At 67.3% G+C, this 23062-nt stretch carries 30 protein-coding genes; 2 read left to right on the forward strand and 28 right to left on the reverse strand.

From position 1 onward, the window contains the following. Window positions 1-8: 8 nt before the first annotated feature. The 7 genes from trbJ to AruPA_RS18255 all read right to left on the reverse strand — a co-directional run bounded on the left by trbJ (window position 9) and on the right by AruPA_RS18255 (window position 7382). Window positions 9-746: a P-type conjugative transfer protein TrbJ gene (gene trbJ / locus AruPA_RS18225; RefSeq protein ID WP_265638186.1), complete on the reverse strand. Its 738-nt coding sequence runs from the start codon at window positions 744-746 to the stop codon at window positions 9-11. Continuing rightward, window positions 743-3181 carry a conjugal transfer protein TrbE gene (gene trbE, locus AruPA_RS18230; protein WP_265638187.1) on the reverse strand — a complete coding sequence of 813 codons (2439 nt, stop codon included), beginning with the start codon at window positions 3179-3181 and terminating at the stop codon, window positions 743-745. The genes trbJ and trbE overlap by 4 nt, the downstream gene beginning before the upstream one ends. 7 nt (window positions 3182-3188) lie before the next feature. Further along, on the reverse strand, window positions 3189-3464 hold the full coding sequence (locus tag AruPA_RS18235) for a VirB3 family type IV secretion system protein (RefSeq protein ID WP_265638188.1): 276 nt from the start codon (window positions 3462-3464) through the stop codon (window positions 3189-3191). Then, window positions 3464-3805, reverse strand: a complete 342-nt coding sequence (locus AruPA_RS18240; protein ID WP_265638189.1) for a TrbC/VirB2 family protein — start codon at window positions 3803-3805, stop codon at window positions 3464-3466. The genes AruPA_RS18235 and AruPA_RS18240 overlap by 1 nt, the downstream gene beginning before the upstream one ends. After that, window positions 3802-4806, reverse strand: coding sequence for a P-type conjugative transfer ATPase TrbB (gene trbB / locus AruPA_RS18245; protein WP_265638190.1), 1005 nt, complete (start codon window positions 4804-4806; stop codon window positions 3802-3804). Before trbB ends, AruPA_RS18240 begins: the two co-directional genes overlap by 4 nt. 126 nt (window positions 4807-4932) lie before the next feature. Then, window positions 4933-5394 (reverse strand): ribbon-helix-helix protein, CopG family, encoded by a 462-nt coding sequence (locus AruPA_RS18250; protein ID WP_265638191.1) that lies wholly within the window; start codon window positions 5392-5394, stop codon window positions 4933-4935. 8 nt (window positions 5395-5402) lie between these two features. Continuing rightward, a complete protein-coding gene (locus tag AruPA_RS18255; RefSeq protein WP_265638192.1) occupies window positions 5403-7382 on the reverse strand; it encodes a conjugal transfer protein TraG in 1980 nt (659 codons plus the stop codon). A gap of 252 nt (window positions 7383-7634) precedes the next feature. On the opposite strand from AruPA_RS18255, the gene AruPA_RS18260 reads away from it, so the two are divergent. Next, window positions 7635-8810: a Fic family protein gene (locus AruPA_RS18260; RefSeq protein ID WP_265638193.1), complete on the forward strand. Its 1176-nt coding sequence runs from the start codon at window positions 7635-7637 to the stop codon at window positions 8808-8810. 5 nt (window positions 8811-8815) lie between these two features. Here AruPA_RS18260 and AruPA_RS18265 read toward each other — a convergent pair whose 3' ends face one another. The 12 genes from AruPA_RS18265 to AruPA_RS18320 all read right to left on the reverse strand — a co-directional run bounded on the left by AruPA_RS18265 (window position 8816) and on the right by AruPA_RS18320 (window position 16756). Beyond that, on the reverse strand, window positions 8816-10579 hold the full coding sequence (locus tag AruPA_RS18265) for a DUF3363 domain-containing protein (protein WP_265638194.1): 1764 nt from the start codon (window positions 10577-10579) through the stop codon (window positions 8816-8818). 370 nt (window positions 10580-10949) lie between these two features. Further along, window positions 10950-11666, reverse strand: coding sequence for a lytic transglycosylase domain-containing protein (locus AruPA_RS18270; protein ID WP_265638195.1), 717 nt, complete (start codon window positions 11664-11666; stop codon window positions 10950-10952). Between the two features lie 4 nt (window positions 11667-11670). Then, entirely contained in the window at window positions 11671-12006 is a 336-nt protein-coding gene (locus AruPA_RS18275) for a DUF736 domain-containing protein (protein WP_265638196.1), read from the reverse strand. Continuing rightward, window positions 11975-12586: a S26 family signal peptidase gene (locus tag AruPA_RS18280; protein WP_265638197.1), complete on the reverse strand. Its 612-nt coding sequence runs from the start codon at window positions 12584-12586 to the stop codon at window positions 11975-11977. The genes AruPA_RS18275 and AruPA_RS18280 overlap by 32 nt, the downstream gene beginning before the upstream one ends. Then, window positions 12583-13104: a DUF2840 domain-containing protein gene (locus AruPA_RS18285; protein WP_265638198.1), complete on the reverse strand. Its 522-nt coding sequence runs from the start codon at window positions 13102-13104 to the stop codon at window positions 12583-12585. Before AruPA_RS18285 ends, AruPA_RS18280 begins: the two co-directional genes overlap by 4 nt. Then, window positions 13101-13355 (reverse strand): hypothetical protein, encoded by a 255-nt coding sequence (locus AruPA_RS18290; RefSeq protein ID WP_265638199.1) that lies wholly within the window; start codon window positions 13353-13355, stop codon window positions 13101-13103. The genes AruPA_RS18285 and AruPA_RS18290 overlap by 4 nt, the downstream gene beginning before the upstream one ends. After that, window positions 13352-13990 (reverse strand): ParA family partition ATPase, encoded by a 639-nt coding sequence (gene parA / locus AruPA_RS18295; protein WP_265638200.1) that lies wholly within the window; start codon window positions 13988-13990, stop codon window positions 13352-13354. The genes AruPA_RS18290 and parA overlap by 4 nt, the downstream gene beginning before the upstream one ends. Next, on the reverse strand, window positions 13987-15099 hold the full coding sequence (locus tag AruPA_RS18300; RefSeq protein ID WP_265638201.1) for a replication initiator protein A: 1113 nt from the start codon (window positions 15097-15099) through the stop codon (window positions 13987-13989). The genes parA and AruPA_RS18300 overlap by 4 nt, the downstream gene beginning before the upstream one ends. Before the next feature lie 14 nt (window positions 15100-15113). Continuing rightward, complete coding sequence (locus tag AruPA_RS18305; protein ID WP_104519085.1) at window positions 15114-15365, reverse strand: AlpA family transcriptional regulator; 252 nt, start codon at window positions 15363-15365, stop codon at window positions 15114-15116. 213 nt (window positions 15366-15578) lie between these two features. After that, window positions 15579-16118, reverse strand: coding sequence for a DUF2285 domain-containing protein (locus tag AruPA_RS18310; RefSeq protein ID WP_265638202.1), 540 nt, complete (start codon window positions 16116-16118; stop codon window positions 15579-15581). Between the two features lie 37 nt (window positions 16119-16155). After that, window positions 16156-16365, reverse strand: a complete 210-nt coding sequence (locus tag AruPA_RS18315) for a transcriptional regulator domain-containing protein (protein ID WP_265638203.1) — start codon at window positions 16363-16365, stop codon at window positions 16156-16158. 127 nt (window positions 16366-16492) lie between these two features. Then, on the reverse strand, window positions 16493-16756 hold the full coding sequence (locus AruPA_RS18320) for a DNA -binding domain-containing protein (RefSeq protein WP_265638204.1): 264 nt from the start codon (window positions 16754-16756) through the stop codon (window positions 16493-16495). 230 nt (window positions 16757-16986) lie between these two features. On the opposite strand from AruPA_RS18320, the gene AruPA_RS18325 reads away from it, so the two are divergent. Continuing rightward, window positions 16987-17238, forward strand: coding sequence for a helix-turn-helix domain-containing protein (locus tag AruPA_RS18325; protein ID WP_265638205.1), 252 nt, complete (start codon window positions 16987-16989; stop codon window positions 17236-17238). Window positions 17239-17409: 171 nt separating this feature from the next. On the opposite strand, the gene AruPA_RS18330 is transcribed toward AruPA_RS18325, so the two are convergent. The 9 genes from AruPA_RS18330 to AruPA_RS18370 all read right to left on the reverse strand — a co-directional run bounded on the left by AruPA_RS18330 (window position 17410) and on the right by AruPA_RS18370 (window position 22979). Then, window positions 17410-17736: a DUF736 domain-containing protein gene (locus AruPA_RS18330; RefSeq protein WP_265638206.1), complete on the reverse strand. Its 327-nt coding sequence runs from the start codon at window positions 17734-17736 to the stop codon at window positions 17410-17412. After that, on the reverse strand, window positions 17696-17968 hold the full coding sequence (locus AruPA_RS18335; RefSeq protein ID WP_265638207.1) for a hypothetical protein: 273 nt from the start codon (window positions 17966-17968) through the stop codon (window positions 17696-17698). The genes AruPA_RS18330 and AruPA_RS18335 overlap by 41 nt, the downstream gene beginning before the upstream one ends. Window positions 17969-18391: 423 nt before the next feature. Then, window positions 18392-18832 (reverse strand): hypothetical protein, encoded by a 441-nt coding sequence (locus AruPA_RS18340; protein ID WP_265638208.1) that lies wholly within the window; start codon window positions 18830-18832, stop codon window positions 18392-18394. 151 nt (window positions 18833-18983) lie between these two features. Further along, on the reverse strand, window positions 18984-19148 hold the full coding sequence (locus AruPA_RS18345) for a hypothetical protein (protein WP_265638209.1): 165 nt from the start codon (window positions 19146-19148) through the stop codon (window positions 18984-18986). 250 nt (window positions 19149-19398) lie between these two features. Continuing rightward, a complete protein-coding gene (locus AruPA_RS18350) occupies window positions 19399-19821 on the reverse strand; it encodes a type II toxin-antitoxin system VapC family toxin (protein WP_265638210.1) in 423 nt (140 codons plus the stop codon). Then, complete coding sequence (locus AruPA_RS18355; protein ID WP_265638211.1) at window positions 19818-20072, reverse strand: FitA-like ribbon-helix-helix domain-containing protein; 255 nt, start codon at window positions 20070-20072, stop codon at window positions 19818-19820. The genes AruPA_RS18350 and AruPA_RS18355 overlap by 4 nt, the downstream gene beginning before the upstream one ends. 79 nt (window positions 20073-20151) lie before the next feature. After that, window positions 20152-21087, reverse strand: coding sequence for a DUF2493 domain-containing protein (locus AruPA_RS18360; RefSeq protein ID WP_265638213.1), 936 nt, complete (start codon window positions 21085-21087; stop codon window positions 20152-20154). 321 nt (window positions 21088-21408) lie between these two features. Then, window positions 21409-22470: a toprim domain-containing protein gene (locus tag AruPA_RS18365; RefSeq protein WP_265638214.1), complete on the reverse strand. Its 1062-nt coding sequence runs from the start codon at window positions 22468-22470 to the stop codon at window positions 21409-21411. Then, window positions 22470-22979 (reverse strand): hypothetical protein, encoded by a 510-nt coding sequence (locus AruPA_RS18370; RefSeq protein WP_265638212.1) that lies wholly within the window; start codon window positions 22977-22979, stop codon window positions 22470-22472. The genes AruPA_RS18365 and AruPA_RS18370 overlap by 1 nt, the downstream gene beginning before the upstream one ends. Window positions 22980-23062 lie beyond the last annotated feature (83 nt).

The following is a 23062-nucleotide window of genomic DNA, read 5'->3' on the forward strand; positions in this document are numbered from 1 at the left end:
GCCCCGCCTCAGTTGGAGCTGAACATCGTGACGGTTCCCGGCACGTAGCCGGTGGTCGTCCGGAAGGTCTGGTAGTTCTGCTGGCCTTGCGCTTCGGCCGAGGCCGTGCGCGCCTGCTCGAGCGCATCGGCGCGGCTCTTGGCCGACAGCACTGCGACCACGTCCGAAAGCTGCTGCGATTGTAGCGCGAGGAGCTGGTTGCCGGCCTGCGCCGCCTGGAGCGCGCCCGTGGCGCTCTGGCTGGCCGTGACCAGAGAGCTCATCGCGCTGGCATTGGTCGGAATGTTGCCGACGACGCCAGCCTGAACTTTCAGACTGTCCTCGAAGGCGGCGACGGAATTCTGCCAACGCTCCTGGGCGTTGGCGACCATGGTGGCGGTGGAGCCGGCGCCGGCGGCCGATCCGTAGCTCGTCGAATAGGCCTGCTCGATGCCCTGGACATTGAAGGCGATGTTCTGCGCCTGACCGAGCAGAGATTGGGTCTGGGCGGTCGAGGCCTGAAGCTGGTTCAGCGTCGACATCGGCAGGTTGGCGAGGTTGCGTGCCTGGTTGACCAGCATGGTCGCCTGGTTGCTCAACATCTGGATCTGGTTGGTGACCTGCTGCAGCTCGCGCGCGGCGGTCAGCACGTTCTGGCTGAAGTTGCTCGGGTCGTAGACGATCCACTGCGCCGAGGCGGGCGGCGCGGCGATCGCCAGGGACAGCATGGCAGCGCTCGCCGCCGCCAGAAGGCGCCGCTGGATCATGATGATGTCTCCAGGTTGGTCAGCTCGGGGATGAGTTGGGCGGCCCAGGCGAGGTCGCGGTCGGTCAGCCAGGCGGGCGTGAACGCCTCATGGCCGTGCTCGCCGATGATGCGCTCGATCGCGGCGTGATCCTGCTTGGAGGAAGCGGCGCAGAAGGCCAGCGCCACGGGGCCGAGACCCAGCTCGAACAGCCGATTGCCGCGCCGCGACTGGCAGTAATAGTCGCGCTTGGGCGTGGCGCGGGCGAGGATCTCGATCTGCCGATCGTTCAGCCCGAACCGGCGATAGATCGCTGTGATCTGCGGCTCGATCGCGCGCTCGTTGGGTAGGAAAATGCGCGTCGGGCAGCTCTCGACGATGGCGGGAGCGATGGCGCTGCCGTCGATGTCCGAAAGCGATTGCGTGGCGAAGACGACGGAGGCGTTCTTTTTACGCAACGTCTTCAGCCACTCACGGAGCTGCTGCGCGAAAGCGGGATCGTCGAGAACCAGCCAGCCCTCGTCGATGATGAGCAGCGTCGGCCGGCCGTCGAGCCTGCCTTCGATGCGGTGGAACAGATAGGTCAGCACGGCGGGCGCCGCGCCGGCGCCGATCAGGCCCTCGGTCTCGAAGGCCTGGACCGACGCGGAGCCGAGCTGCTCGGCCTCGGCGTCGAGCAGCCGGCCGGAGGGACCGCCGACGCAATAGGGCTGGAGCGCCTGCTTCAGCGCCGTCGATTGCAGCAGGACCGCGAGGCCGGTGATGGTGCGCTCGCCGACGGGCGAGGACGCCAGCGAGGTCAGCGCCGACCAGACATGCTCCTTGGCGGTCGGGTCGATGGTGACGCCTTCCTTGGCGAGGATCGCCGTCACCCACTCGGCAGCCCAAGCGCGCTCGGCCTGATCGTCGATCCGCGCCAGCGGCTGAAGCGAGACCGAATGCTCGGAGCCGGCGGAGAGAGACCCGCCGAGATCGTGCCAGTCGCCGCCCATGGCGAGCGCGGCGGTGCGGATCGATCCGCCGAAATCAAAGGCGAAAATCTGGTTGTTGCCGTAGCGGCGGAACTGCATCGCCATCAGCGACAGCAGGACCGATTTGCCGGCGCCGGTTGGGCCGACGATCAGCGTGTGGCCAACGTCACCGACATGCAGGCTCAGCCGGAACGGCGTCGAACCCTCTGTCTTGCCGAACAGCAGCGGCGGTGCCTGGAAATGCTCGTCGCGTGCCGGCCCGGCCCAGACGGCCGAAAGCGGGATGATGTGGGCCAGGTTCAGCGTCGAGACCGGCGGCTGACGGACATTGGCGTAGGCATGGCCGGGGATCGATCCGAGCCAAGCCTCGAGCGCGTTCACGCCTTCAGCCATGCAGGTGAAATCGCGGCCCTGGATCACCTTCTCGACGAGACGCAGCTTCTCGGCCGCCAGGCCGGCGTCCTCGTCCCAGACGGTGACGGTGGCGGTGATATAGGCTTGACCGACATCGTCGGCGCCAAGCTCTTGCAGCGCCTGATCCGCGTCGGCCGCCTTGTTGGCCGCGTCGGAATCCACCAGCGTCGAGGCCTCGTTGGTCATTACCTCCTTGACGATGGCGGCGATGGACTTGCGCTTGGCGAACCACTGGCGGCGGATTTTGGTGAGCAGGCGCACCGCCTCGGTCTTGTCGAGCAGGATCGCGCGGGTGGACCAGCGATACGGGAAGGCGAGCCGGTTCAGTTCGTCCAGAATTCCCGGATGGGTCGCGGTCGGGAAGCCGACGACGGTGAGCGTGCGCAGGTGATGGGCGCCGAGGCGCGGCTCAAGCCCGCCGGCGAGGGATTCGTCCGCAAGCAACGCATCCAGATGCATCGGTGTCTCAGGGACGCGGATACGTTGAGGGCGGGTCGAGATGGTCGAGTGCAGGTAGGTCAGGGTGTCGCCGTCATCGAGCCAGGCGACCTCGGGCATGAAGCCCTCGACCAGTTGCAGCACCCGATTGGTGCGGTCGACGAAGCCGTGCAGCAGCTCCCACGGATCGACGCCGCTTTGCGATCGGCCTTCATAGAGCCAGCTCTCGATGCGGGAGGCGTCCTCGGCCGGTGGCAGCCAGACGAATGTCAGGAAGTAGCGGCTCTCGAAATGCGCGCCGGCTTCCTCGAACGCGTCCTGACGCTCAAGATCGACGAGGGCCGAGGCCGGGTCGGGAAAGACGCCGCGCGGATAATGCTGCGCCGCCTGCCGAACGGCTTCGACGAAGATCGCCCATCCGGAGCCGAGGCGCCGGAGCGCGTTGTTCAACCGCGCGGTCACGCCCACCAGCTCGGCCGGCGTCGCGCTGTCGAGATCGGGACCGCGAAAGCGCGCCGTGCGCTGGAACGACCCGTCCTTGTTGAGGATGACACCTTGTTCGACGAGCGCGGCCCAGGGCAGGAAATCGGCAAGTCCCGTCGGGCGGCTGCGATATTCGGCGAGGTTCAGCATGTCCGCCTCACACGCCGAGATGGGCGGGATAGCGGAGATGCCGGCGCACGACGTCGACGAACTGTGGATCCCGCTTGGCCGCCCAGACGGCGGCGGCATGACCCACCGCCCAGAACAGCGCGCCCGGAATCCAGAGGCGCAGGCCGAGCGCGATGGCGGCGGACAGCGTGCCATTGGCGATCGCGACGGTGCGTGGCGCCCCGCCCATGAGGATCGGGTCGGTGAGCGCGCGGTGAACCGGCGCGAAGAAGCCGGGCACGTCGAGATCGATGATCGCGGCCATCAGATCAGCGCCCCGCCGGAGAAGCTGAAGAAGGACAGGAAGAAGCTCGACGCGGCGAAGGCGATCGACAGGCCGAAGACGATCTGGATCAGGCGGCGGAATCCGCCGGAGGTGTCGCCGAAGGCGAGCGTCAGGCCGGTCACGGTGATGATGATTACCGAGATGATCTTGGCGACCGGCCCCTGCACCGACTCCAGGATCGAGTTGAGCGGCGTCTCCCACGGCATGGAGGAGCCGGAGGCATAGGCGGCGGGCGCAAACGCCAACGAGAACGCCACCAGCGCAGCGAAGTCGGCCAGGCGTCGGCGCGCACGCCGGGCGATGGCGGGAACACGGATCATGGTTGATCTCCGGGAAGGCCGCCCGCCCCGGCGGACTGGACACGGTAGTCGCCGGTGGCGGGGTCGAGACCGGCGACGGTGGCGAGTTCGGCCAGGCGGCGTTCCGTGCCGCGGCCGCGCAGGACCGCGACGAGATCGATCGTTTCGGCGATCAGCGCGCGCGGGACCGTGACGACGGCCTCCTGGATGAGCTGCTCGAGGCGACGAAGCGCGCCGAGCGAGGTACCGGCATGAATGGTGCCGATACCGCCGGGATGGCCGGTGCCCCAGGCCTTCAGAAGATCGAGCGCTTCAGCGCCGCGCACCTCGCCGATGGGGATGCGATCCGGGCGCAGCCGCAGCGAGGACCGGACGAGGTCGGACAGCGAGGCGACGCCGTCCTTGGTGCGCATGGCGACGAGGTTCGGCGCGCGGCACTGAAGCTCGCGGGTATCCTCGATGAGCACCACGCGGTCGCTCGTGCCGGCGATCTCGGCGAGTAGCGCATTCGTGAGCGTGGTCTTGCCGGTGCCGGTGCCGCCGGCGACGAGGATATTTTTGCGGGCGGCGACGGCCGCGCGCAGCGAAGCCGCTTGCCCTGCGGTCATCGTGCCAGAGGCGACGTAATCATCGAGTGTGAAGACAGCGACGGCGGGCTTTCGGATGGCGAAGGCTGGCGCCGTGACAACGGGCGGCAACAGTCCCTCGAACCGCTCTCCCGTCTCGGGGAGTTCTGCAGAGACGCGCGGGCGCTCCGCGTGGACCTCGGCGCCGACATGGTGCGCCACCAGGCGCACGATCCGCTCGCCGTCGGCGGCGGACAGGGTGCGGCCGGTATCCTCCAGACCGCCCGAGAGCCGATCGATCCAGAGCCGGCCGTCGGGGTTCAGCATCACTTCGACGATCGAAGGGTCTTCGAGGAAGGCTGCGATAGCCGGCCCGAGCGCGGTGCGCAGCATGCGCGCGCCGCGCGAGAAGGCCTCGGAATGCAGCGGAACGGCCGTCACATACGCCCCCGTCATGGGCCGATCGCGATACACGACCGGCGACGGGGTCGATTAGAAAAGGCAGGAAATAGGGCGGCTCAACAAGTATTTCACAGTTGTAGCGGTGCGGCGTAACGCAGAGAAAAAATACTTGCCTCAGCGTTATTCGACCGCATCCGGGAAATCGTGGTCCGTGTCCTTTTTGCCTGACGCCGAATCGGACCGAATGAGGTCCGTCGGAATTTCGTCCCTGAGCGTACGGCCCTGGTTCAGCCGCCGGCCCAACGCCTCGATGAATCCCTCATAGCGCTCGCGTCCCTTGCCCTGCGCGGTTTCCTGCGCATCCGATGGTAAGGGCGGCGTGATGGTCAGCCAGAAGCGGATGAAGAGCGCGAGGGCTTCGGTCGACAGACCGCTGTCGCGCTCAAGCCGCTGCACCTGGCGCGTCAGGCGGTCGAGCCGTCGCGCGAACGCCGCTTCCAGGCGATCGGCGCCATCCGGCGAGAGAAATGAGGCCACGGCCGCCTCGACGATCGCCGACCGGGTGAGGCGTCGGCGGGTTGCGAGATCGTTGATCTGGGCGATCATCTCTACAGGCAGCGAAAGATTGAGCCGGTCTCGCATGGCCTCGCCTACATGCCGAGACGGTCGCCAGGATCGAGCGCGGTCTGACGTACGGCGCCGCGCTGGCGCTGGCGCAAAGCTTCCTGCTGACGCGCGGCGTCATCCGGCGTGTCGTCAACGACGTCGAATTCACGGCGCTCGCGGCGTGGTGGTGTCGTCTCCTTCGCGACGGACACGTGATCCGGCAGTTCCGGCTCGCGCCGCAGGCCGCCATTGGCTTCGTCCTCCGCTTTCAACGCGGCCATGAGCACGGCCGACGGGGGACGGATTGGCAGTGACGACCAATCGTCCGGCCTCGGCGCATGGTCCGTTATCGTGGGTGGCTCAAGCACCCGCTCGGCGAAACGGCGGTCTTCGTAGTAGCGCGCCTTCTTCGCCCGGATCGGATGCAGGCCGGAGACCATGACGATCTCGTCGGAGGGCGGAAGCTGCATGATTTCGCCCGGCGTCAGCAGCGGACGGGCGGTTTCGGAACGCGAGACCATCAGATGACCGAGCCAGGGCGAGAGCCGGTGGCCGGCGTAGTTCTTCATGGCCTTCATCTCGGTCGCCATGCCGAGGGCATCGCTCACCCGCTTCGCGGTTCGCTCGTCATTGGTCGCGAACGATACGCGCACATGGCAGTTGTCGAGGATGGCGTTGTTGGCGCCATAAGCCTTCTCGATCTGGTTCAGCGACTGGGCGATCAGGAAGCTCTTGAGCCCATATCCGGCCATGAAGGCGAGCGCGCTCTCGAAGAAATCGAGCCGGCCGAGCGCCGGGAATTCGTCGAGCATCAGGAGCATGCGTTGTCGCCGGTTCTTCGGATGAAGCTCCTCGGTGAGCCGCCGGCCGATCTGGTTGAGCACCAGGCGGATGAGCGGTTTGGTGCGGCTGATGTCCGACGGCGGCACCACGAGATAGAGCGTGGCGGGCCGCGTGTCCGAGACCAGGTCGGCGATCCGCCAGTCGCACTGGCGTGTGACCTGGGCGACGACCGGATCGCGGTAGAGGCCGAGGAACGACATGGCCGTCGACAGCACGCCGGAGCGCTCATTGTCCGATTTGTTGAGCAATTCCCGCGCGGCCGAGGCGACGACCGGATGCGGCCCGGCTTCGCCCAGATGTGGGGTCGTCATCATTACCCGCAGGGTCGCTTCGATCGGACGCTTCGGATCCGAGAGAAAGGCGGCGACGCCGGCGAGCGTCTTGTCCGCTTCCGCGTAAAGGACGTGCAGAATGGCGCCGACCAGCAGCGAGTGGCTGGTCTTTTCCCAATGGTTGCGGCGTTCTAGCGAGCCTTCGGGATCGACCAGAACGTCGGCGACATTCTGGACGTCGCGCACCTCCCACTCGCCCTTGCGGACTTCGAGCAGGGGATTGTAGGCGGCGGAGTCCCGGTTGGTCGGATCAAACAATAGCACTCGGCCGAAGCGCGCGCGAAAGCCGGCGGTGAGCTGCCAGTTCTCGCCCTTGATGTCGTGGACGATGGCGCTGCCGGGCCAGGTCAGGAGCGTTGGCACCACCAGGCCAACGCCCTTGCCGCTCCGGGTCGGTGCGAAGCACAGCACATGCTCGGGGCCGTCATGGCGGAGATAGGACCGCTCATAGCGGCCGAGGACCGCGCCGTCCGGCGCGAGCAGTCCGGCGGAGATCATTTCGTCCGCGCGCGCCCAGCGGGCGGACCCATAGGTCTCGGCGTTCTTGGCCTCGCGGGCGCGCCAGACCGACATGCCGATCGCGACCACGGCCGAGATGAGGCCGCCGGAAGCCGCGATGTAGGCGCCCTCGATGAAGATCTGTGGCGCGTAGGCGTCGTAGGCGAACCACCACCAGAAGAACGCCGGCGGCAGGTAAATCGGGAAACGCAGTATGTCGAACCAGGGCCGTCCCAGTTCGGGCTGGAAGCCGAGCCGCCAGGCCGTCCATTCGGTCGCGGTCCACATCGTCACCAGCACGATGGCGAAGACGACGATGACCTGGCCCCAGAGAATCTTGGTCGCGGACACTGAACGCCTCTCCTTTCCCGGAGAGACATCGGCGTCGGAGAAACGGCATCGCAAGCGCGATCCGCGGCGCTTCGCAGGCCGTCGCGTCGGAGCGAAAAACTATTTGAAGGGGCGTAGGTGGCCCATGGCCACCCGCGCAGGCAGGGGCTCAGGAGCACTTGGCAGGACGCCAGCCTTCAATAAGCGCCCTTCCTTATTGAAGGATAAAGCCATATCATTCATTAAGGCTTGGGGCCTATTGAAGGATCGCGCGTGGCGGACACGAAAAACCGGCGCCTCGGCGCCTATGTCGAGACGAGCACGGGGGGCGAGCGGGTGCGCGCCTATGTGCCCGCCCCGCTGCCGCCGGACCCGCCGCTCGATCTGGCGCGCTTCATGCGACTTTACGAGCGGGCGATGGCCGCCGTCGGGCGGCTCGATGGCGTGGTGACGATCCTGCCGTCGACGCCCCTGTTTCTCTACATGTATGTCCGCAAGGAGGCCTTGCTGTCCTCGCAGATCGAGGGCACGCAATCCTCGCTTTCCGACCTGCTGCTGTTCGAGAACGACGAAGCGCCGGCCGTCGCGCTCGACGACGTGACCGAGGTCTCGAACTATGTCGCGGCGGTCGAGCACGGCGTCTCGCGGATCCGCAACGGGTTTCCGCTGTCGCTGCGGCTGATCCGCGAGATGCACGCCATCCTGCTGAGGTCGGGGCGCGGCGCGGCGAAGCAGCCCAGCGAGTTCCGCCGCTCGCAGAACTGGATCGGCGGCACACGGCCCGGCAACGCCCTCTTCGTGCCCCCGCCGCCGAATCTGCTGGACGATTGCCTGGGCGCGCTGGAGCGCTTTTTCCACAGCGACGATCCGGCGCTGCCGCCGCTCATCCGGGCCGGCTTGGCCCACGTCCAGTTCGAGACGGTCCATCCCTTTCTCGACGGCAACGGGCGCCTCGGCCGGCTGCTCATCACCCTGATCCTGTGCGAGGCAGGCGTTCTGCGCGAGCCGATCCTCTACCTGAGCCTGTTCCTGAAATCCCACCGCGACGACTATTACCGCCTGCTCCAGGAGGTCCGGCAAGCCGGGACCTGGGAGACCTGGATGGAGTTCTTCCTGACCGGGGTGGCCGAGACCGCCGAGCAGGCGGTCGCGACCACTCGCGAACTGATCGCCATGTTCGACGCCGATCGACAGAAGATCGCCGGCGTCGGCCGCGCCGCGCCATCCGCGCTGAGGGTCCATGAGCTGATGCAGGCCCATCCGATGGTCACCATCCCCACGGTGTCTTCGCGGCTCGGCGTTTCCTTCGCGACGGCCGGGGGCGCCCTGGAGAAGCTGGTCGGCGTCGGGGTGGTGCGGGAGACGACCGGACGCCGGCGCGGGCGGATCTACGCTTACACGGACTATCTGGCGTTGCTCGATCGCGGCACCGATCCATTGCCAGCCTGAACAAGTCACAGACCAAGCCCGCGCTTTCGTCCGAGGCTCCATTCGATGCCGCCGTCGTCACGGGCGGCGCCCGCGACATGTTGACCAAGCTTCTTCTCGAGGATTGGCGACCAGGGCACGAGCTGGAAGCCCAGTCCGTCGTCGATCATGGCGAAGCGGCCCGACAACAGGGTGAGGCGCTGGCGATAAACGCCCATGACAGGCTCGCCCACGCCGGCCGGCGCGGGACGCAAACCCGTCTCGGCCGAAAGCCGCGCGGCGGTCTCGTCCAGCTCACGCCGCCGTAAGGTGGCGAGCAGGTCCCGCCCAAAGGTAACGTGCTCGCCCTGGCGGCGTGCGAGACCATCCCGGATAAGGTGCTCGGTGCGCGCCTTCATCGCCTCACGAACCTCCCCGCCAAACCCACCCATGGCGAGCGGCATCGGCTGGCGCTCGACGAGACGGTGGTCGAGCCAGGTCGCCCCGCGCCCGCCCACCTGGGCGCCGAGGTCGAGATCCGATCGCGTGGCCAGCACCAGCGTCGGCCGGGGATCATCCTGGCCGCCGAAGCGACGGACCTCGACGATCCCGCCGATGGGCGGTGCGTGCTCGAGGGCATCGATACCGCGGAAGCGGACGTGATGAGCGTGGCCGTCCGTGCCGTCGATCACGGCGTAGGCCTCGCCGGTCAGTTCATCATGCAGTCCCCTGTCGATCAGGCGGCCTATGATCGGCGCGTCCGACGGCTGGGCGTCGATGACGTAGTCGCCGACGCCTCGGTCCTGGCCCCGCTCGGCGAAGGCGCGGTGCATGGTCTTGATGATGTCGCCGCGCGCGCCGAGGTCGCGCAGCGTCCGCTCCGCTTGAAGGTCGACCAGCCACTGGCCGGAACCGGCCGAGGCGGCGAGTCCCATCCGCTCCAGCTTCTGCAGCCGGCCGACCATCAGGCGTCTCAGCTCGGGGTCCCCAGGCCCGGCTTGCGCCGGGCGCAGGTCGACCAGGCCCGTCGCGTCGGTGGCGAAGCGAAGCTCGACGTCGAGCCGGGTCCAGCGGTCGGCGCCCACCTCACGTTCGAGCGCCGTGCGGATGGCGTGCTCCGGACGTGGACCAAGCTCGATCCCGACCAGCTCCTCGGCGCGCGAGCGCAGCCCGTGGCTGATATAGTCACGCGAAATGACGAGGTCGGCGCCGGCGTCATCGACACCGCGTACGAGCAGATGGAAGTGCGGATTGTCGGTGTTCCAGTGATCGACCGCGATCCAGTCGAGCCTGGCGCCAAGGTCGCTCTCCATCTGTCGGACGAGATCGCGGGTGAAGGCCTTGAGGTCGGTCATCTCGCCGGCGTCCTCGGGCGAGACGATGAATCGGAAATGGTGCCGATCATCCTCGCACCGTTCGGCGAAAGCCCGATCGTCGGCGCGATCGCTGGCGGCGTCGAACATGACGCCCCGTTCGCCGTCGCGGTTCACGCCTTCGCGCTTCAGATAGGACAGGTGTGCCGACAGCGGCGCCGAACGAAAGGTCCGGCCCCGGTGACGCACGACGCGCGCCTTGACGACGACGCGCCGGGTTGGGCTGAAGAGGCGGCCGCGGCTGAAGGCGGCCCGGCCGCGCCCAAAGCTGGAACGGCCCGGCATGTGGGCTCGCCCCGAGTTCGCCGATCGCTGGATGGCCGGCCCCGCTTTCCGGGCCGCTTTCAGGACCTGGGCGACGAAGCTCTTCGGCTTGGGCGCCTTCGTCGCGCGCGGGCGGCCAGGCCGGACCCGGAACTCATTCTCGCCCCCACTCATCCTGCGCCGCCACTCGGATAGAAAGCGGCGCGCGAACGGCAGTGTGCAGGCCGAAGCCCTGAAATCATTGGGAATAATCGCGCAACCTGCCACCGACCGACCGGCCTGCCCGCCAAAAGACAAGCCGCGACAGTGGCTTGGATGCCGGCGTGGCAGGGGCTTTTAACTTGCCCTCTGTCGGTCGGTTCCTGCACGCCTCCCCTGTTCGCCCCTCCTCCTTCTCGGAAGTGCGCCTCGCTGCGCTTGCCTGCGAACTCGCATCCAGGGGCCTCGACGTGTCCTCGGAAGGCGCCGGACACCGTCGCAACGCGAAGGGAAACGCCAGCCGACCGAGGCAACGCCGCGATATGGCCCCAAGGCGGCGTCGCCGTCATCGCTTGGGCTCCGCCGCAGAAACCGTGACGAACAGGCCGGCGGATTGCGGCGCCATGGCAGAGAGATCGTGCACGGCGACGACAGCCGGCGTGTCGCTCGGCGGCGGCTTGGCTGACGCGCGATCGGCAGGTTCGGCGTTTGCGGACCGCGTGATGAAGAGCGGCGCCTGCGTCCAGGATGAGGGATCGGCTGCCGCCAAGAGGACAGGCCCATCGATCGCCTCGCCTCCCACAAAAGGGACGAGCGCCGCGACATAGGCGACGGTTTCCGCCGGCAGTGGGCGGCGCCGGTCGCGATAGTCCTCGTAGCGGCCAGGCCCGGCATTGTAGGCCGCAAGAAAGCCCGGCGATCCGTAGCGATCGTGCATCTCGCGCAGAAAGGCGGCGCCCGCGAGGACGTTGTCGTGCGCATCGAAGGGGTCACGCCCGAAGCCGTAGCGGGCGCGCAGCGCCGCCCAGGTCTCGGGCATGATCTGCATCAGGCCCATCGCGCCGGTAGAGGAGACGGCGCGCCGGTCGCCGCGGCTTTCGACGCGCATGACGGCGCGTATCCACGCCGCCGGAATGCCGAAGCGTTGCGCGGCCTCGGTGATGAAGGCGGCGTAGGGATCGATGGCGGCCCGCACCGCCGGCGACGCCGCCTGTGCGTGGACGGCGGCGGCCGGCAGGCCGAGCGCCGTCACGCCGGCGAGCAGAAAAAGCGCGCGCCGCACGCGCTCAATCCCGCTCGCTGCGCTTGGGCGGACGGTTCCAGTTCAGCACCCAGGTGGCGTGGTCGTCGGTGGAGCGGAAAAGATTGGCGCGGATCGGCTGCGCCAGCGCCGGATCGTCGATGAGCAATGATACGTATTCGCCGGCCTTCTCGCCGGTGCGCGTCCAGCCCGCGCCGATCTCTGGGCCTTCGCCGTCGCCGAAGTGGACGCGATAGTCGGGCGCATTCTCGGCATCGGAGGATTCGGCCGGAACGAGGGAAAGGTCTCCGGTGAAGAAGAGCGTCTGAATGCGTCCGGTGAAGCCGGATTTATCGCGCGTGAACTGACCGATTTGCGCCATGGGAACCTCCTCTGTTGGCGGGTTGGAAAGCGGGTCGATCGGTGACGGCGCGCCACACGAAGCGGCCGTCGCCGGCCTCGTCGGTCCACAGCGGGACCGCGCGGGCGATGATCGAGGTGATGGGGAATGGCCCGAAATAGCGACCGTCGAGACTGTCCGGGACGGTCGGATTCATCAGGAAGACTTCGCCCGAGGACAGCGTATGGCAGCCGCTCCAGCGCGGCAGCGGGCGACCGAGATGGTCGCGGTCGCGCGCTAGGCCCACCGCGATCTGATCGATGGTGATCGCGTCGCCGGCGCGGCAGACGGTCTGTCCGGCGACGGCCATGACGTGCTTCAGCAATGGCACGCCCTTGGGCAGAAACCCGCCATCGGCAAGGTAGCGGGCGATCGGCCCGGGCGGTCGCACAGCGACCAGTTCGAGCGCGTGCAGGGGTCCGGCCGGCTGCAACGCGTACAGCCCGGTGGGCGTGCTTGCCGTGGCGTTCCAGATCAGCCGGGGTGCGGGATGGCAGAACGCCAGAGCGCCCACGCCCACCATGGCGACGCACGTCGTCATGACGTAGCCGAAGCGGGTCATGGCATGACGCTCCGCCGCTTCCGCCAGGCGGCGTGCTGCTCGCGCGTGTAGGCGCGCGGTTCGTGGTCAGCCGCGAGACGATTGTGAAGATGGCGCCAATATTCCGGTGCGGCGTCGGCCGCATCGATGCCGAGCGCCTCGACACCGTCGATCGCCCGCAGCACACGTTCGACCTTGGGCCAGCCATTGACCCGCAGCAGGATCTCGCCGCCGGGGCGCACGAAGGGCAGCGTCTGGAAGCGCGCGCCTGGCTCGACGGCGCGCGCGATATCCATGCGCGAGACGATGGCGCCGTAGTCGTTCGAGGCCCAGCGGACGAATGCGAAAACGCTTCCGGGCATGAAGCTGGAGATGCTGCGACGCCGATCGAGGATCTTCTCTTCAGCGCGGCGGCCGAAGCGAAGCCAGTGCTCGATCTTCTTCTCGATCCAGGTCAGCTCGACGTGCGTCAGCGCGACTGTCCGCCGATCCGATTGCGGCGCCGGACGCAGCGGTGATGGCGGGAGGTTGCCGTTCATGGCGACGCCCCGGAATCGTCAGGGAATTCGCGCGCCAGGAGGTCGCGGAGCATATCGGCGACGGTGATTCCGCGGCGGAAAGCGGCGACCTTGATGCGGCCGCGCAGCGCCGGTGTGACGTCGATCGTCAGCCTTGCGGTGAAAGCAGCGGCCTCGTCGGTGCGGCGGGATGGCGCATCGTTGGCCTTGATCCAGCTCTCGGCGTCGTCGGGCCGTGCCGCGAAGCCGCGTCGGTGGGAGCGCTCGGTCACGGTGCGATCCTCCCGATCTCGGCGGCGAGCGCCGCGATCTCGCGGGCGGCGGCGCCCTGCTCAGCAAGCTCGAAGACTAGGCGCCCGGATTGCGCCGCGTCGGCGAACGCGACGCGCTGGCCGATGGTGCTGGCGAGCACCGGTGGATCGTGATCCGCCAGAGTTTCCGCCGTCTCGCGTGCGATGACGGTGCGCGCGCCACAGCGGTTCAGCACAAACCGCGCGGCAAGCTGGGGCCGATAAATGCGCGCCTCGCGAAGCAAACCGATCATTTCGGCCGACGCCCAGCCGTCGAGCGGCGACGGTTGCACGGGGATAAGCACCAGGTCGGCAGCGAGAAGGGCCGAGCGCATGAGACCCGCGACACGCGGTGGGCCGTCAATGACGACATGATCTACGGCGCGGGCGAGGTCTGGCGCTTCGCGATGGAGCGTATCGCGCGCCAGGCCGACGACCCCGAACAGCCGAGCCACGTTCTCCCGCGCCCGCTGCTGCGACCAGTCGAGCGCCGAGCCTTGCGGATCGGCGTCGATCAAGGTCACGCGCTTGCCGTGCCGCGCCCATTCACCGGCGAGGTGCAGGGCAAGCGTGGTTTTGCCGACGCCGCCCTTCTGGTTGAGCAAGGCGACGATCATCTTCCCCCTCCCGGCCTGCGGCCGAAGGGCAGCGACGGTTGCTGGGCCGGATGCTCGGAGGTCTGCGTTGGGGCGGCCGGGTTATCCGCAGATCGGCTGGGCCAACAAGAAAAGTTAGATTCTGAGTTAGACTCTAAGTTAGGGCCCGGGATCGTGGTTTCGGGCCAAAGGCTTAGCTGCGATTTGCGCGCCCGAAGTCCCGATACCCCCGCGCCTGAAGTCCCGATGATCGGCGCGCCCGAAGTCCCGAGCGCTTCCACACGTTTATCCACAGGGCCTGTGGATAAGTTGGCTGGCAGGATGCGCATCAGTTCACCGCGGTCGCCGCGCTCGATGCGCAGGCGATAGCCGGGCAGTGACTGGCGGGAGACGATGCGACGGAGGTCGAGGGCGAAATCACGCGGCCGGGCGAGGCTGCCGGATTTCTCGTGCAGATGCACGAGCTCGAACAGCCAGCCACCCGGCTGGCGGCCGGCGTGCTTGCGGGCGACGCGATAGAGCCAGCGCTCGATCCCTCCGGTGAGGCTGAAGTAGGCCGGGTCGATGGCGAGGACGAGGGAGCGATCGATGACGCCGCGGTAGAACCAGTCGGGGAGCACGAACTCCATGCCCTCGACGCGGCCGTCGCGCGTCGCGCATTCCTCCCACTCGTTGACCCAGGAGAACTGGTGACGGCGCCAGTGCTCGCCATTGCGGATAGTGGTGCGGATGACCGTCGACTGGAGGCGGGCGAGCGCGCCCTTGAGCAGCTTGTAGTCCCGGGCGCCGGTCTGGCGGCCGATGGCGGTCAGAAGCTGGTAGGGCGTAAAGCGCAGGAAGCGCGACGTCTTGAGACCCAGATTCTCGGCCTCAACGATCTGGCTGGCCGCCCAGATCAGCACGTCGGCGTCCCAGATGGTCGCCATGCCGTGCTCGGCCACCGCGTAGACTTCGACGCGGATATCACCGGCCTGGTAGAGGATCGGCGCGGTCCTCCTGGTTTTGGCGAGCGAGAAGAACGGCCGCTCCATCAGGTCGCGCTGATCGCGCGGGCTGGCGTCGCCGGTGGCGACGACGAACGGGTCGAGCTTGCTGCGTTCGCTGGCGGTGATGAGACGGCGCGACGACATCGAGGGCCAGCGCCTCAGCGATGGCCAAGACCGGCGGCGCGCGCCTCGACATATCGCGGGTCGGAGGTCGAGCGGCAGGCGGCCTGATCGGCCCAGGCTTGGAGATCGTCGATGGCGTAGACGACGCGGCCGCCGAGCTTACGGAAGGTCGGGCCGTTTCCGTGGCAGCGGTATTTCTCCAGCGTCCGCGGCGAGATCCCGAGGATACGCGCCGCCTCAGGTGTCCGGAGATAGCGTGTCGCGAGCTGTGCGGACCTGTCGAGCATGGGGACCCTCCGTCTTGCCTCGAAGAACCGCGGCCAAGTCGCGGCATGTCGGGGTCAGCGTGGCGGAGGGTCCAGGCGTTGGGGGTGGACGAAGATTTTCGCGAGGGCCTGTCCCCCGTTCAGGCGGACACGCGCACGTCCGTCGCCCGCGAAAGGTTCGAGGCGCGAAGGGATGTTTTGACCGACCTTCGTCCGGGCCGGTTGGCCGCCGGCTCAACCGCCGCGCAGGAACTTGAGATAGCCGCGTTCAACGAGGCAAATCGCGTCGTGGATCAGGCGGTTGGCCGCGCGGCGGGAATGAGAATCCTTCCACTCCACCGAAGGCAGTCCAGCCTGTTCGGAACGCAGTATTGTTTCGGCGACGTCGCGCGGACCGCCTCCGGTCTCGTGGATGTCGTAGGCTTGGAGGAGCTGAATGAGCCGGCGCTTACGCAACACGGTCAATCTGAGCGCCTGGGGGAGAAGGCCGATGGTCTGGCCGCGCAGGCGGCGGACGAAGCGCGAGGCGACATCGAGCCGGAGATCGATCGCCGTGGCGCCGATGGGCAGAATGATCGCAGGGCGTGATACGGCTCTGTCGTTGCATAATCGGATATGAAGTTCGCCGGTTCCGTCGGCGACAACGACCTCCCGGCCGTCATCGTCAATGCGATCCCCGATCACCGATCCGAGCTGCGCCGGGTCGAGAGACAGGGGATCGAAGCTGGACGGGGCGACGTCGATGATCAGGGTGGCGGGCGAGAGTTCCGGCAACCAGGAGACGGGCTCGGTCCCGACAGGGGCATAGGGGTCAGGCGCGAAAGCGTAACCCCCATCGCCGAGCGAGGCCGGAGCGAGCGGTCTGCGCATCGACGTGCAAGCGCGCGATCTGGCGCTGCGTTTGGGCATAGTCGCGCCGATAGTCGGCATTGCGACGCAAGAATTCGACGGCGAAGCCGGGGCGGCCGAGGCGACCCAGTTGGTCGATCGTCTCCGGCGAGCGCCAATACTGCGTGGGCATGGCGTTACCTCTCGTCCTGGCCCCCTTGGTGGGGGGAGCGTCAGACGATCCTGAAACCCGCGCACTGCGCTAGACCCCATGGTTGCATCGCGCGTGACGCCCTATTGGGCGGCTGGCGTGGGCTGAATCACGGAGATCGCGCCGCCAGCAGGTGACGGTATCCGGTTTTTGTCATCCAGTGCGCGCGCGCCAGGTGGCTGTCATGCACGAGTCTCGCCCGATCGGGTTCGCGCTGGGGATCGAGCCCGAAGATCACCTGCACGACCTCGCGCCAATCGGCCCCCTCCTCCTCCGCCATCAAAAGCCGCAGATAGATGGCCAGATGCCGTTCATCATAGGCGCTGATGCGGTCGGAGGGTGGCGGCCGGTCATCGAATGACGTCTCGGTCATTGCGATCCTTCCGTGTCGAGATGAGAGCCATGCGGTAAGTATTCATTTACTGCAAATTTTTGCAAAAATTGCCTCTGATTGGATCGATAGCGCGATGCGCGCGGCGCATCACGTCTGGCAAGGCGATGGTCGATGTGTGCTCCGGTAGGGGGAGATGCTCCAAATAACCCGGGACGATTCGGCATTATCGTTCCTGGAACGATGATTCCTATCTCTGCTCCATCCTCGCCATGGATCTCAAGGAGGTCATGGCGATCAATCTGCGTCGGTTGCGTCATGCAAAGGGGATGACGCAGGAAGAGTTGGCCGAACGGGCGGGGTTGAGCGCCCGGTATATCGGCGCGATCGAACGCGCGCGTGTCTCGGCGAGTGTCACCGTGCTGGGACAAGTCGCTGATGCGCTTGAGATCGAGGCGGCCGATTTGGTGCGGAGGACGCGGCCGACCGGCCAGACGACGGGGTCGACCGAGCCCCAGCGATAGTGTGCTCCCCGTCCAGGTCGCAGACAAATCGCACAGGATCGGGAGCGCAAATCGGAGCGACCTTCGCAATGCCCCCTTCCGGGTATCGATCAGGATGGCGTCGGCCCGGGAGGCGTCGCAAGAACTCAGCGATACCCCGCCCGGTTTCGACCGGGCGGGGCTTGGGCTGGGTCAGTCGGCGCGGCGGCCGTTTGGGCGGGACCAGATCAGGCTGTAGCCCTCGCCGTCCTCGTCGTCGAAGAGGTTGGCGAAGATCGGGGCGGTGAAGCTCGGATCGTCCAGCTTGAGGCTCAGATAGTCGCGACCCTCGTTGGAGCGCTTGGACCAGGCGGCGCCGATCTCGACGCGGCCGCAGTAGACCCGGTGGCTGGGGCTGTTTTCGCCGGTGCGGTTGGCTTCGGGAGCGATGCGGACATTCTTGGCCTGGACCGAGAGGGTGACGATCTGACCGGCGAATTCATTCGCGCCGGTCTTCTTGAAGGTGCCGATGGTCGCCATGGTGGTTCTCCTTGATCTGACGTTTTCGAGCCCGCACCATTGCGGCCTCGATGGTGATCGAAGGGCCGGAGGCGATCGACGGCGCACCCCTTGCCCGGGGTCCCCATCGCGCCTGCGCGACGGGGTGGACGACGGGGCTGAAGCGCCAGCGGAGGATGGCGGCCAGGCGACTTTGTTGTCTCGCGAGGAATGGCGGCGCAGCCGACAGGGGAAGAAAGTCGATCGGCGCCATTGCGCCAAAGGCGGTCGAGGCTTCAGCCGGCCTTCGGCCAGATCCAGCCATCGAAGAGGCCGTGAGGTGCGCTCGATCCAGAACGAAGACCGATCGAGGAGAACGTGGCGACGGTCGAGAAACCTCGAAAAGCCGGTGATGGATTTCGTGGCAGACGCGATCCCTCTGGTCCGCCGATAGACCGCATCTCGCTCGCACAGCCGAGGCGCTTGAGCGAAGGGCCTCCATGCAAGGGACTCAGGAGGGCCGCGTTGCGCGCGTCTCCATTGGTTCCGGAAGCTTTCCGGGGTGCGTCACGATCCGCGAAGAGCCGATCCGCGGCAGCGTCGCCGCCCTTATCCAGGTTCCGGACTTTCGGCGCAGCCGGCGTCTCGGGGCCGCCGCCTGTTCTGGTCCCGCCCCTATCGCCCGCGCCTACTGGGCTCAGCCCCGCGCCATCCCCCGTTGGGTCGGTTCGGGTGGGGTCATGCCGGTGAAGCGAACGAATGCGGTAACGCTGACGGCGATGGCTCCGATCACCGAGAAGACCGTCTGCCATGTGGGCGACGGCATCGCCATCTGGGCGATACCGTGCGTGGCGCTATAGCCGGCGACGGTGGCCGGCGCGATGAAGAGCAGGATGATCAGCAGCCGAAGCCAAACCCAGGGCACGAACGCCATGGCGAGTTGTCCGACGCCGAAGGTGGCACCCGCGGCGAGGACGCCCAGGATGATGCCGCCGAGCGCTCCGGCGCCGGTATGGAAGGCCCATATGCCGACCATGAAGCCGACGAAAGCCGGCAACGCGAAGACGGCCAGCGTGAACAGCAACCAGCAGAAGAACCCGATGGCGAGGACGACGAGCAAAGGTCCGAGAACGATCATGGTGGCAGACTCCGTGAGATGACAATCAAACGGCTGCGCCTTCCACCACCACCACGGCGCAGAACAGAGTATAGCTAAAGACGAGCGCGGATGGGAGCAGAAATCCGGCTCGAAGTCCGCTCACCGAGCCTTACGGTATGGTGCAGCTTGCTCATTCGAACGGATCGAATTCGTGGACCACGTCAGCGGGGTCGCCGTCGAATTCCGAGGCCGGCATGACGCCGTATCCGCCAGTCTCGGCCGTGAAGATGACGACGCAGACCATGAGGGATTTGGCGAGGCTCCAGCCGTTGGCGAAAGCGAGCGATTGAGACATCGATCCGGCTCCTGCTTTGCGGCGGGGCCGATCCCCGCGCGACAGGCGCCCGATGTGTCCGGTCAGGGGCCGCGATCACCGCGCAGTCAGGGACGAGCGGCGGCACGCATGGCGTAGCCGACCCTTCACGGGTTGATGGCCTCAGGCCCGTGGGCGGACCAAGGATCAGCGCATCAGGAAGCGGGGATGGAACATGCCGGCGGAGGCAGCCGGATCGCCGGGCGTCGGTGCGGCTTTCGGGGGCCGCAGCTCAGGGCGTGCTTGCCCAGGGATCGATCACTTCAAGGCCGGCGGCGGTGAAGGCGCTCGTGTCGCGAGACGCGACCGCGAAATCATGCGCCGCAGCGATCGCGGCGATATAGCCGTCGGGCGTCGGGAAGCCCCTGCCGGCCGCGCGGGCCCTGACGGCGAGTTCGGCGTAGCGGCGAGCCGCACGGGTATCGAATGGCAGGATGCGATCCGCGAACAGCTCCAGCACGCCGTCCAACGCGGCGGTCAGCTTGTCCTTCCGCCGGCCGTTGGGCAGCGCGCCGATGCCGAACATCAGCTCGGCTATGGTGACGCTCGACACGTAAAGCGTCTCCGCCGCCTGGGCGTCGAGCCATGCGCGAACCGCCGCCGCCGGCTCGGGCTTCATCGCCTCGGAGACCACGTTCGTGTCGAGCAGGATCATTCGAAACGCAGCGGCTCGGCGGCCCGAGTGTCTCGGCCCTTTTCGAGGGTTTCGACATCGGCGTTGGTCAGCCCGATCTTCCGGCTCATCTCCGCCAATGCTGATCCGAGGCGTAGCCGGCCTTCTGGCCGCACGGCGGCTTCCAGGATGGCGCGCATCTCGGCTTCCGTGCTGCGATTATGCTGCGCCGCCCGGACTTTGAGGGCGCGGTGCGTCTCATCGGACAGGTTGCGGATGGTGACGGCGGGCATGATGGCATAGTCCTGTTCGCGATAGCGTTGATATCAATATGGAGGACTGCCATCAGACGTCAAGAGTGGCACGCGGCGCTCACGCGCCGCCCTTGCCAAACTTCCAGACCGGGATGCCGAGCTTCCTGGCTTTGTCGGCGAGGTTGTCCTGGATGCCGGTGCCCGGAAAGTGCAGCACCCCGATCGGAAGGGTGTCCAGCATCGCGTCGTTGCGTTTGAACGGCGCCGCCTTGGCGTGCTTCGTCCAGTCGGGCTTGAAGGCGATCTGCGGCACCTTGCGATTGTCGGCCCATTTGGCGGCGATCAGTTCGGCGCCCTTCGGCGAACCGCCGTGCAGAAGCACCATGTCTGGGTGCTTGGTGTGGACCTGATCGAGCTTGGCCCAGATCAGGCGGTGATCGTTGAAATCGAGGCCACCGGTGACGGCCACCTTCGGTCCGGCCGGCAACAGCACCTCCCGGTCGGCGCGCTTTTTGGCGGCGAGGAAGTCGCGGCTGTCGATCATCGCGGCGGTGAGATGGCGATGGTTGACCTTCGATCCGCTGCGCGGCCGCCAGGCCGAGTGGGTATGTCGCTCGAACTGGTCGGCGGCCTGGTCGCGCATCAGCTCGAAGACGTTGCGGCGCTCGATCAGCGTCTGGCCTTCCGAGGTCAGCCGTTCGAGTTCGACGGATTTGACCTCGCTGCCGTCCTGTTCCCGCTGCGCGCGTTGCTGCGCCATCTCGTTGTCGTCGAGTTCGCGCTCGATCCGGTCGATCGCGCGATGGAACACATTCACCGTCGACCAGAGCAGATCCTCGAGGTCGGGTTCGAGGCGCGTCTCCGCGAGCGCCACCACGAGGGCGTCGAAGATGTCGGCGACGCTGCCAGCGAGAACGTGCGGTTCGGGGAGCGGCCGCGAGTCGGGTTCATCGTGGAAGGGTCGGTAGCCGTAGAGCTGGAGTTCCTGAAGGACGCGGTCGGTGGGGGATGCGTCGTGGCGGGGCTCGAACTCTTCGTCGTGGTCGATGGACATCGCGGCTTTCCTCGTCGGATCGGCCGCGCCCATCGCGGCCTTCATGGCGACGAAGGCGCCGGGCGGGGCGGACTTGCACCCGCAGCGTGAGCTGCGGGCCGAAGCGGAAGCGGAGGATGGCGAAGGCCGGCGATTTTGCTTCGCGATGGAAAGGCGCGCAGCGCCGCCGGAAAATCGTCGGCCGCAGCCATTGCCGGGACGCCCCGCCTGGCGCCCGATCGCCCTCTCCGGAAGGCCGTGGGCGCGGTCCTCTCCGCGGCACGAGGAAAGCCCCTGGCCATTCGCCGTCGAAGACTGGCCCACACGCCATCCCCGTTCCGGCTACGCCGCCAGCTCCATGAAGCGGGCGACGTCCTGCGCCGCGATCTGCCCTCGGATCGCCGCCCGTAGCGCATCGGCTCCGAGCAGCCTCAGGTCTTCGTTGAAGTCGCTCAGCTCAGGGGAGAGCACCAGCGCCTCGATCCCGGCCGACTGAACGCGGTCGAGGAGCGTCGCCACTGCGCTATCGCCTGCCGGATCGTTGTCGCGGGCGATATAGAGGCGCCGCAGCAAGTCGGGGAACAGGATGGCTGAGAGGTGCGCCGCCGACAGCGAGGCGACCATCGGCATGCCGGGTAGGACGCATCGTAGCGACAGCATCGTCTCGATGCCTTCGCCGGCCGCGAGGACCTCGCCCGCGACGCCGAAGCGCACCGCATGGCCGAGCAGATCGCCCATCGCCCGTCTCGGCGTGTCGATCGGCGCCTTGCCGAGCGTCGCCTCGTTGAAGCCGTCAGGGTCGAGCCAGGTGCGATGCGCGCCGGTCAGGTGACCGGAGAGATCGGTGACGGCGGCGATCATCGCCGGCCACGTCTCGGTCGGGCTGTGCTCGTCCGGCCGGTAGTAGCAGCGGGGATGGAAGCGCAGACTGCCGGTTCCGTGCAAAGCCGTAATGCCGCGTTGGCGTAAATACGTTTCCACGGGAGTGCGCTCGATCGGCTGCGACATGGCGAACAAGCGCCGCGCCACATCCGCCGATCCGGTCGCAGCCTTGGGCCTGCAAACGGAGACGTTCGCTGACGCCGGCTGCAAAACAGGGCGCGGCAGGCTGAGGAACGAACGGGCTTCGTCGGCGACGTCCTTGAAATCGACGAGGCCGCGGCTCGCACGGATGACGTCGAGCAGATCGCCGTGCTCGCCGGTGGCCGCGTCGGTCCATTTGCCGGCCGGTCCCTTCGCGGTTTCCTTGAGCCGAACGAACATCGACCGCCCCGGCGTGTTGCGGGCGTCGCCCACGAGCCAGTAGGCGCCTTGGCGGCGGCCGGCGGACAGGTAATGGCGGCATACCGCCTCGGCATTGCGCGCGAGGCGGTGGGCGAGTTCGGAGGCGTCGAGGCGTTCCATCATGCCGCCCCCCGCTCACTGATGCGTTCGACCGGAAAGCGATCGAGCACGCGCGCCAGCACCTCGGCGCCGCTGGCGTCCGTCGGCACGAACATGCGGAGTTTCCAGGAGATGATTTCGCCGAACAGGCCATAGGCGCGCAGACGGTCACGCATCGCGTCGGTGAAGCCGGAGAGTTCGATTCGAAGCACGTTCATGACGCGGGCGCAGCGCAGTTGCAGCCCCTCCGCGAGATCCAGGACCGTCCGCCCGTCCATGAGCGCCGAGAAGGCGGCCTCGGGCGTCAACGACGGTGCGCTGGTCGCGGTGGCGTTCGCTGCCCAGGCGGGCGAGACCTTGCGCCCGATGACGCGTTCGCCGTCGTCGGTCTGAAGCCGATACACGCGCGTCGACTCGTTCGGCAGCCGCTTCCAGATGGGCAGCAGCAGCCCCGCGACGATGTGCAGCGTGCTTTCGGATGTAAATTCGCTTGCAATAACGACCCCCTGAGGGGCGAAAATCGCGTCCAATTTCGACCCCTCTGACGTTTGATGTCAGCACCCTCCCTAACGCTCGCAGCGGGCGTGAGGAGGCTAATTGGGGGATGATTGCA

This window comes from Acidiphilium sp. PA (assembly GCF_026191915.1).
Taxonomy (GTDB): domain Bacteria; phylum Pseudomonadota; class Alphaproteobacteria; order Acetobacterales; family Acetobacteraceae; genus Acidiphilium.

Bases quoted from the DNA above. Each gene is read 5' to 3' on its own strand.
- trbJ (WP_265638186.1), bottom strand. From the start codon at position 746: ATGATCCAGCGGCGCCTTCTGGCGGCGGCGAGCGCTGCCATGCTGTCC.
- trbE (WP_265638187.1), bottom strand. From the start codon at position 3,181: ATGCTGAACCTCGCCGAATATCGCAGCCGCCCGACGGGACTTGCCGAT.
- AruPA_RS18235 (WP_265638188.1), bottom strand. From the start codon at position 3,464: ATGGCCGCGATCATCGATCTCGACGTGCCCGGCTTCTTCGCGCCGGTT.
- AruPA_RS18240 (WP_265638189.1), bottom strand. From the start codon at position 3,805: ATGATCCGTGTTCCCGCCATCGCCCGGCGTGCGCGCCGACGCCTGGCC.
- trbB (WP_265638190.1), bottom strand. From the start codon at position 4,806: ATGACGGGGGCGTATGTGACGGCCGTTCCGCTGCATTCCGAGGCCTTC.
- AruPA_RS18250 (WP_265638191.1), bottom strand. From the start codon at position 5,394: ATGCGAGACCGGCTCAATCTTTCGCTGCCTGTAGAGATGATCGCCCAG.
- AruPA_RS18265 (WP_265638194.1), bottom strand. From the start codon at position 10,579: ATGAGTGGGGGCGAGAATGAGTTCCGGGTCCGGCCTGGCCGCCCGCGC.
- AruPA_RS18275 (WP_265638196.1), bottom strand. From the start codon at position 12,006: ATGGCGCAAATCGGTCAGTTCACGCGCGATAAATCCGGCTTCACCGGA.
- AruPA_RS18280 (WP_265638197.1), bottom strand. From the start codon at position 12,586: ATGACCCGCTTCGGCTACGTCATGACGACGTGCGTCGCCATGGTGGGC.
- AruPA_RS18285 (WP_265638198.1), bottom strand. From the start codon at position 13,104: ATGAACGGCAACCTCCCGCCATCACCGCTGCGTCCGGCGCCGCAATCG.
- parA (WP_265638200.1), bottom strand. From the start codon at position 13,990: ATGATCGTCGCCTTGCTCAACCAGAAGGGCGGCGTCGGCAAAACCACG.
- AruPA_RS18300 (WP_265638201.1), bottom strand. From the start codon at position 15,099: ATGTCGTCGCGCCGTCTCATCACCGCCAGCGAACGCAGCAAGCTCGAC.
- AruPA_RS18305 (WP_104519085.1), bottom strand. From the start codon at position 15,365: ATGCTCGACAGGTCCGCACAGCTCGCGACACGCTATCTCCGGACACCT.
- AruPA_RS18315 (WP_265638203.1), bottom strand. From the start codon at position 16,365: ATGCCCACGCAGTATTGGCGCTCGCCGGAGACGATCGACCAACTGGGT.
- AruPA_RS18320 (WP_265638204.1), bottom strand. From the start codon at position 16,756: ATGACCGAGACGTCATTCGATGACCGGCCGCCACCCTCCGACCGCATC.
- AruPA_RS18325 (WP_265638205.1), top strand. From the start codon at position 16,987: ATGGATCTCAAGGAGGTCATGGCGATCAATCTGCGTCGGTTGCGTCAT.
- AruPA_RS18330 (WP_265638206.1), bottom strand. From the start codon at position 17,736: ATGGCGACCATCGGCACCTTCAAGAAGACCGGCGCGAATGAATTCGCC.
- AruPA_RS18335 (WP_265638207.1), bottom strand. From the start codon at position 17,968: ATGGCGCCGATCGACTTTCTTCCCCTGTCGGCTGCGCCGCCATTCCTC.
- AruPA_RS18340 (WP_265638208.1), bottom strand. From the start codon at position 18,832: ATGATCGTTCTCGGACCTTTGCTCGTCGTCCTCGCCATCGGGTTCTTC.
- AruPA_RS18345 (WP_265638209.1), bottom strand. From the start codon at position 19,148: ATGTCTCAATCGCTCGCTTTCGCCAACGGCTGGAGCCTCGCCAAATCC.
- AruPA_RS18350 (WP_265638210.1), bottom strand. From the start codon at position 19,821: ATGATCCTGCTCGACACGAACGTGGTCTCCGAGGCGATGAAGCCCGAG.
- AruPA_RS18355 (WP_265638211.1), bottom strand. From the start codon at position 20,072: ATGCCCGCCGTCACCATCCGCAACCTGTCCGATGAGACGCACCGCGCC.
- AruPA_RS18360 (WP_265638213.1), bottom strand. From the start codon at position 21,087: ATGTCCATCGACCACGACGAAGAGTTCGAGCCCCGCCACGACGCATCC.
- AruPA_RS18365 (WP_265638214.1), bottom strand. From the start codon at position 22,470: ATGGAACGCCTCGACGCCTCCGAACTCGCCCACCGCCTCGCGCGCAAT.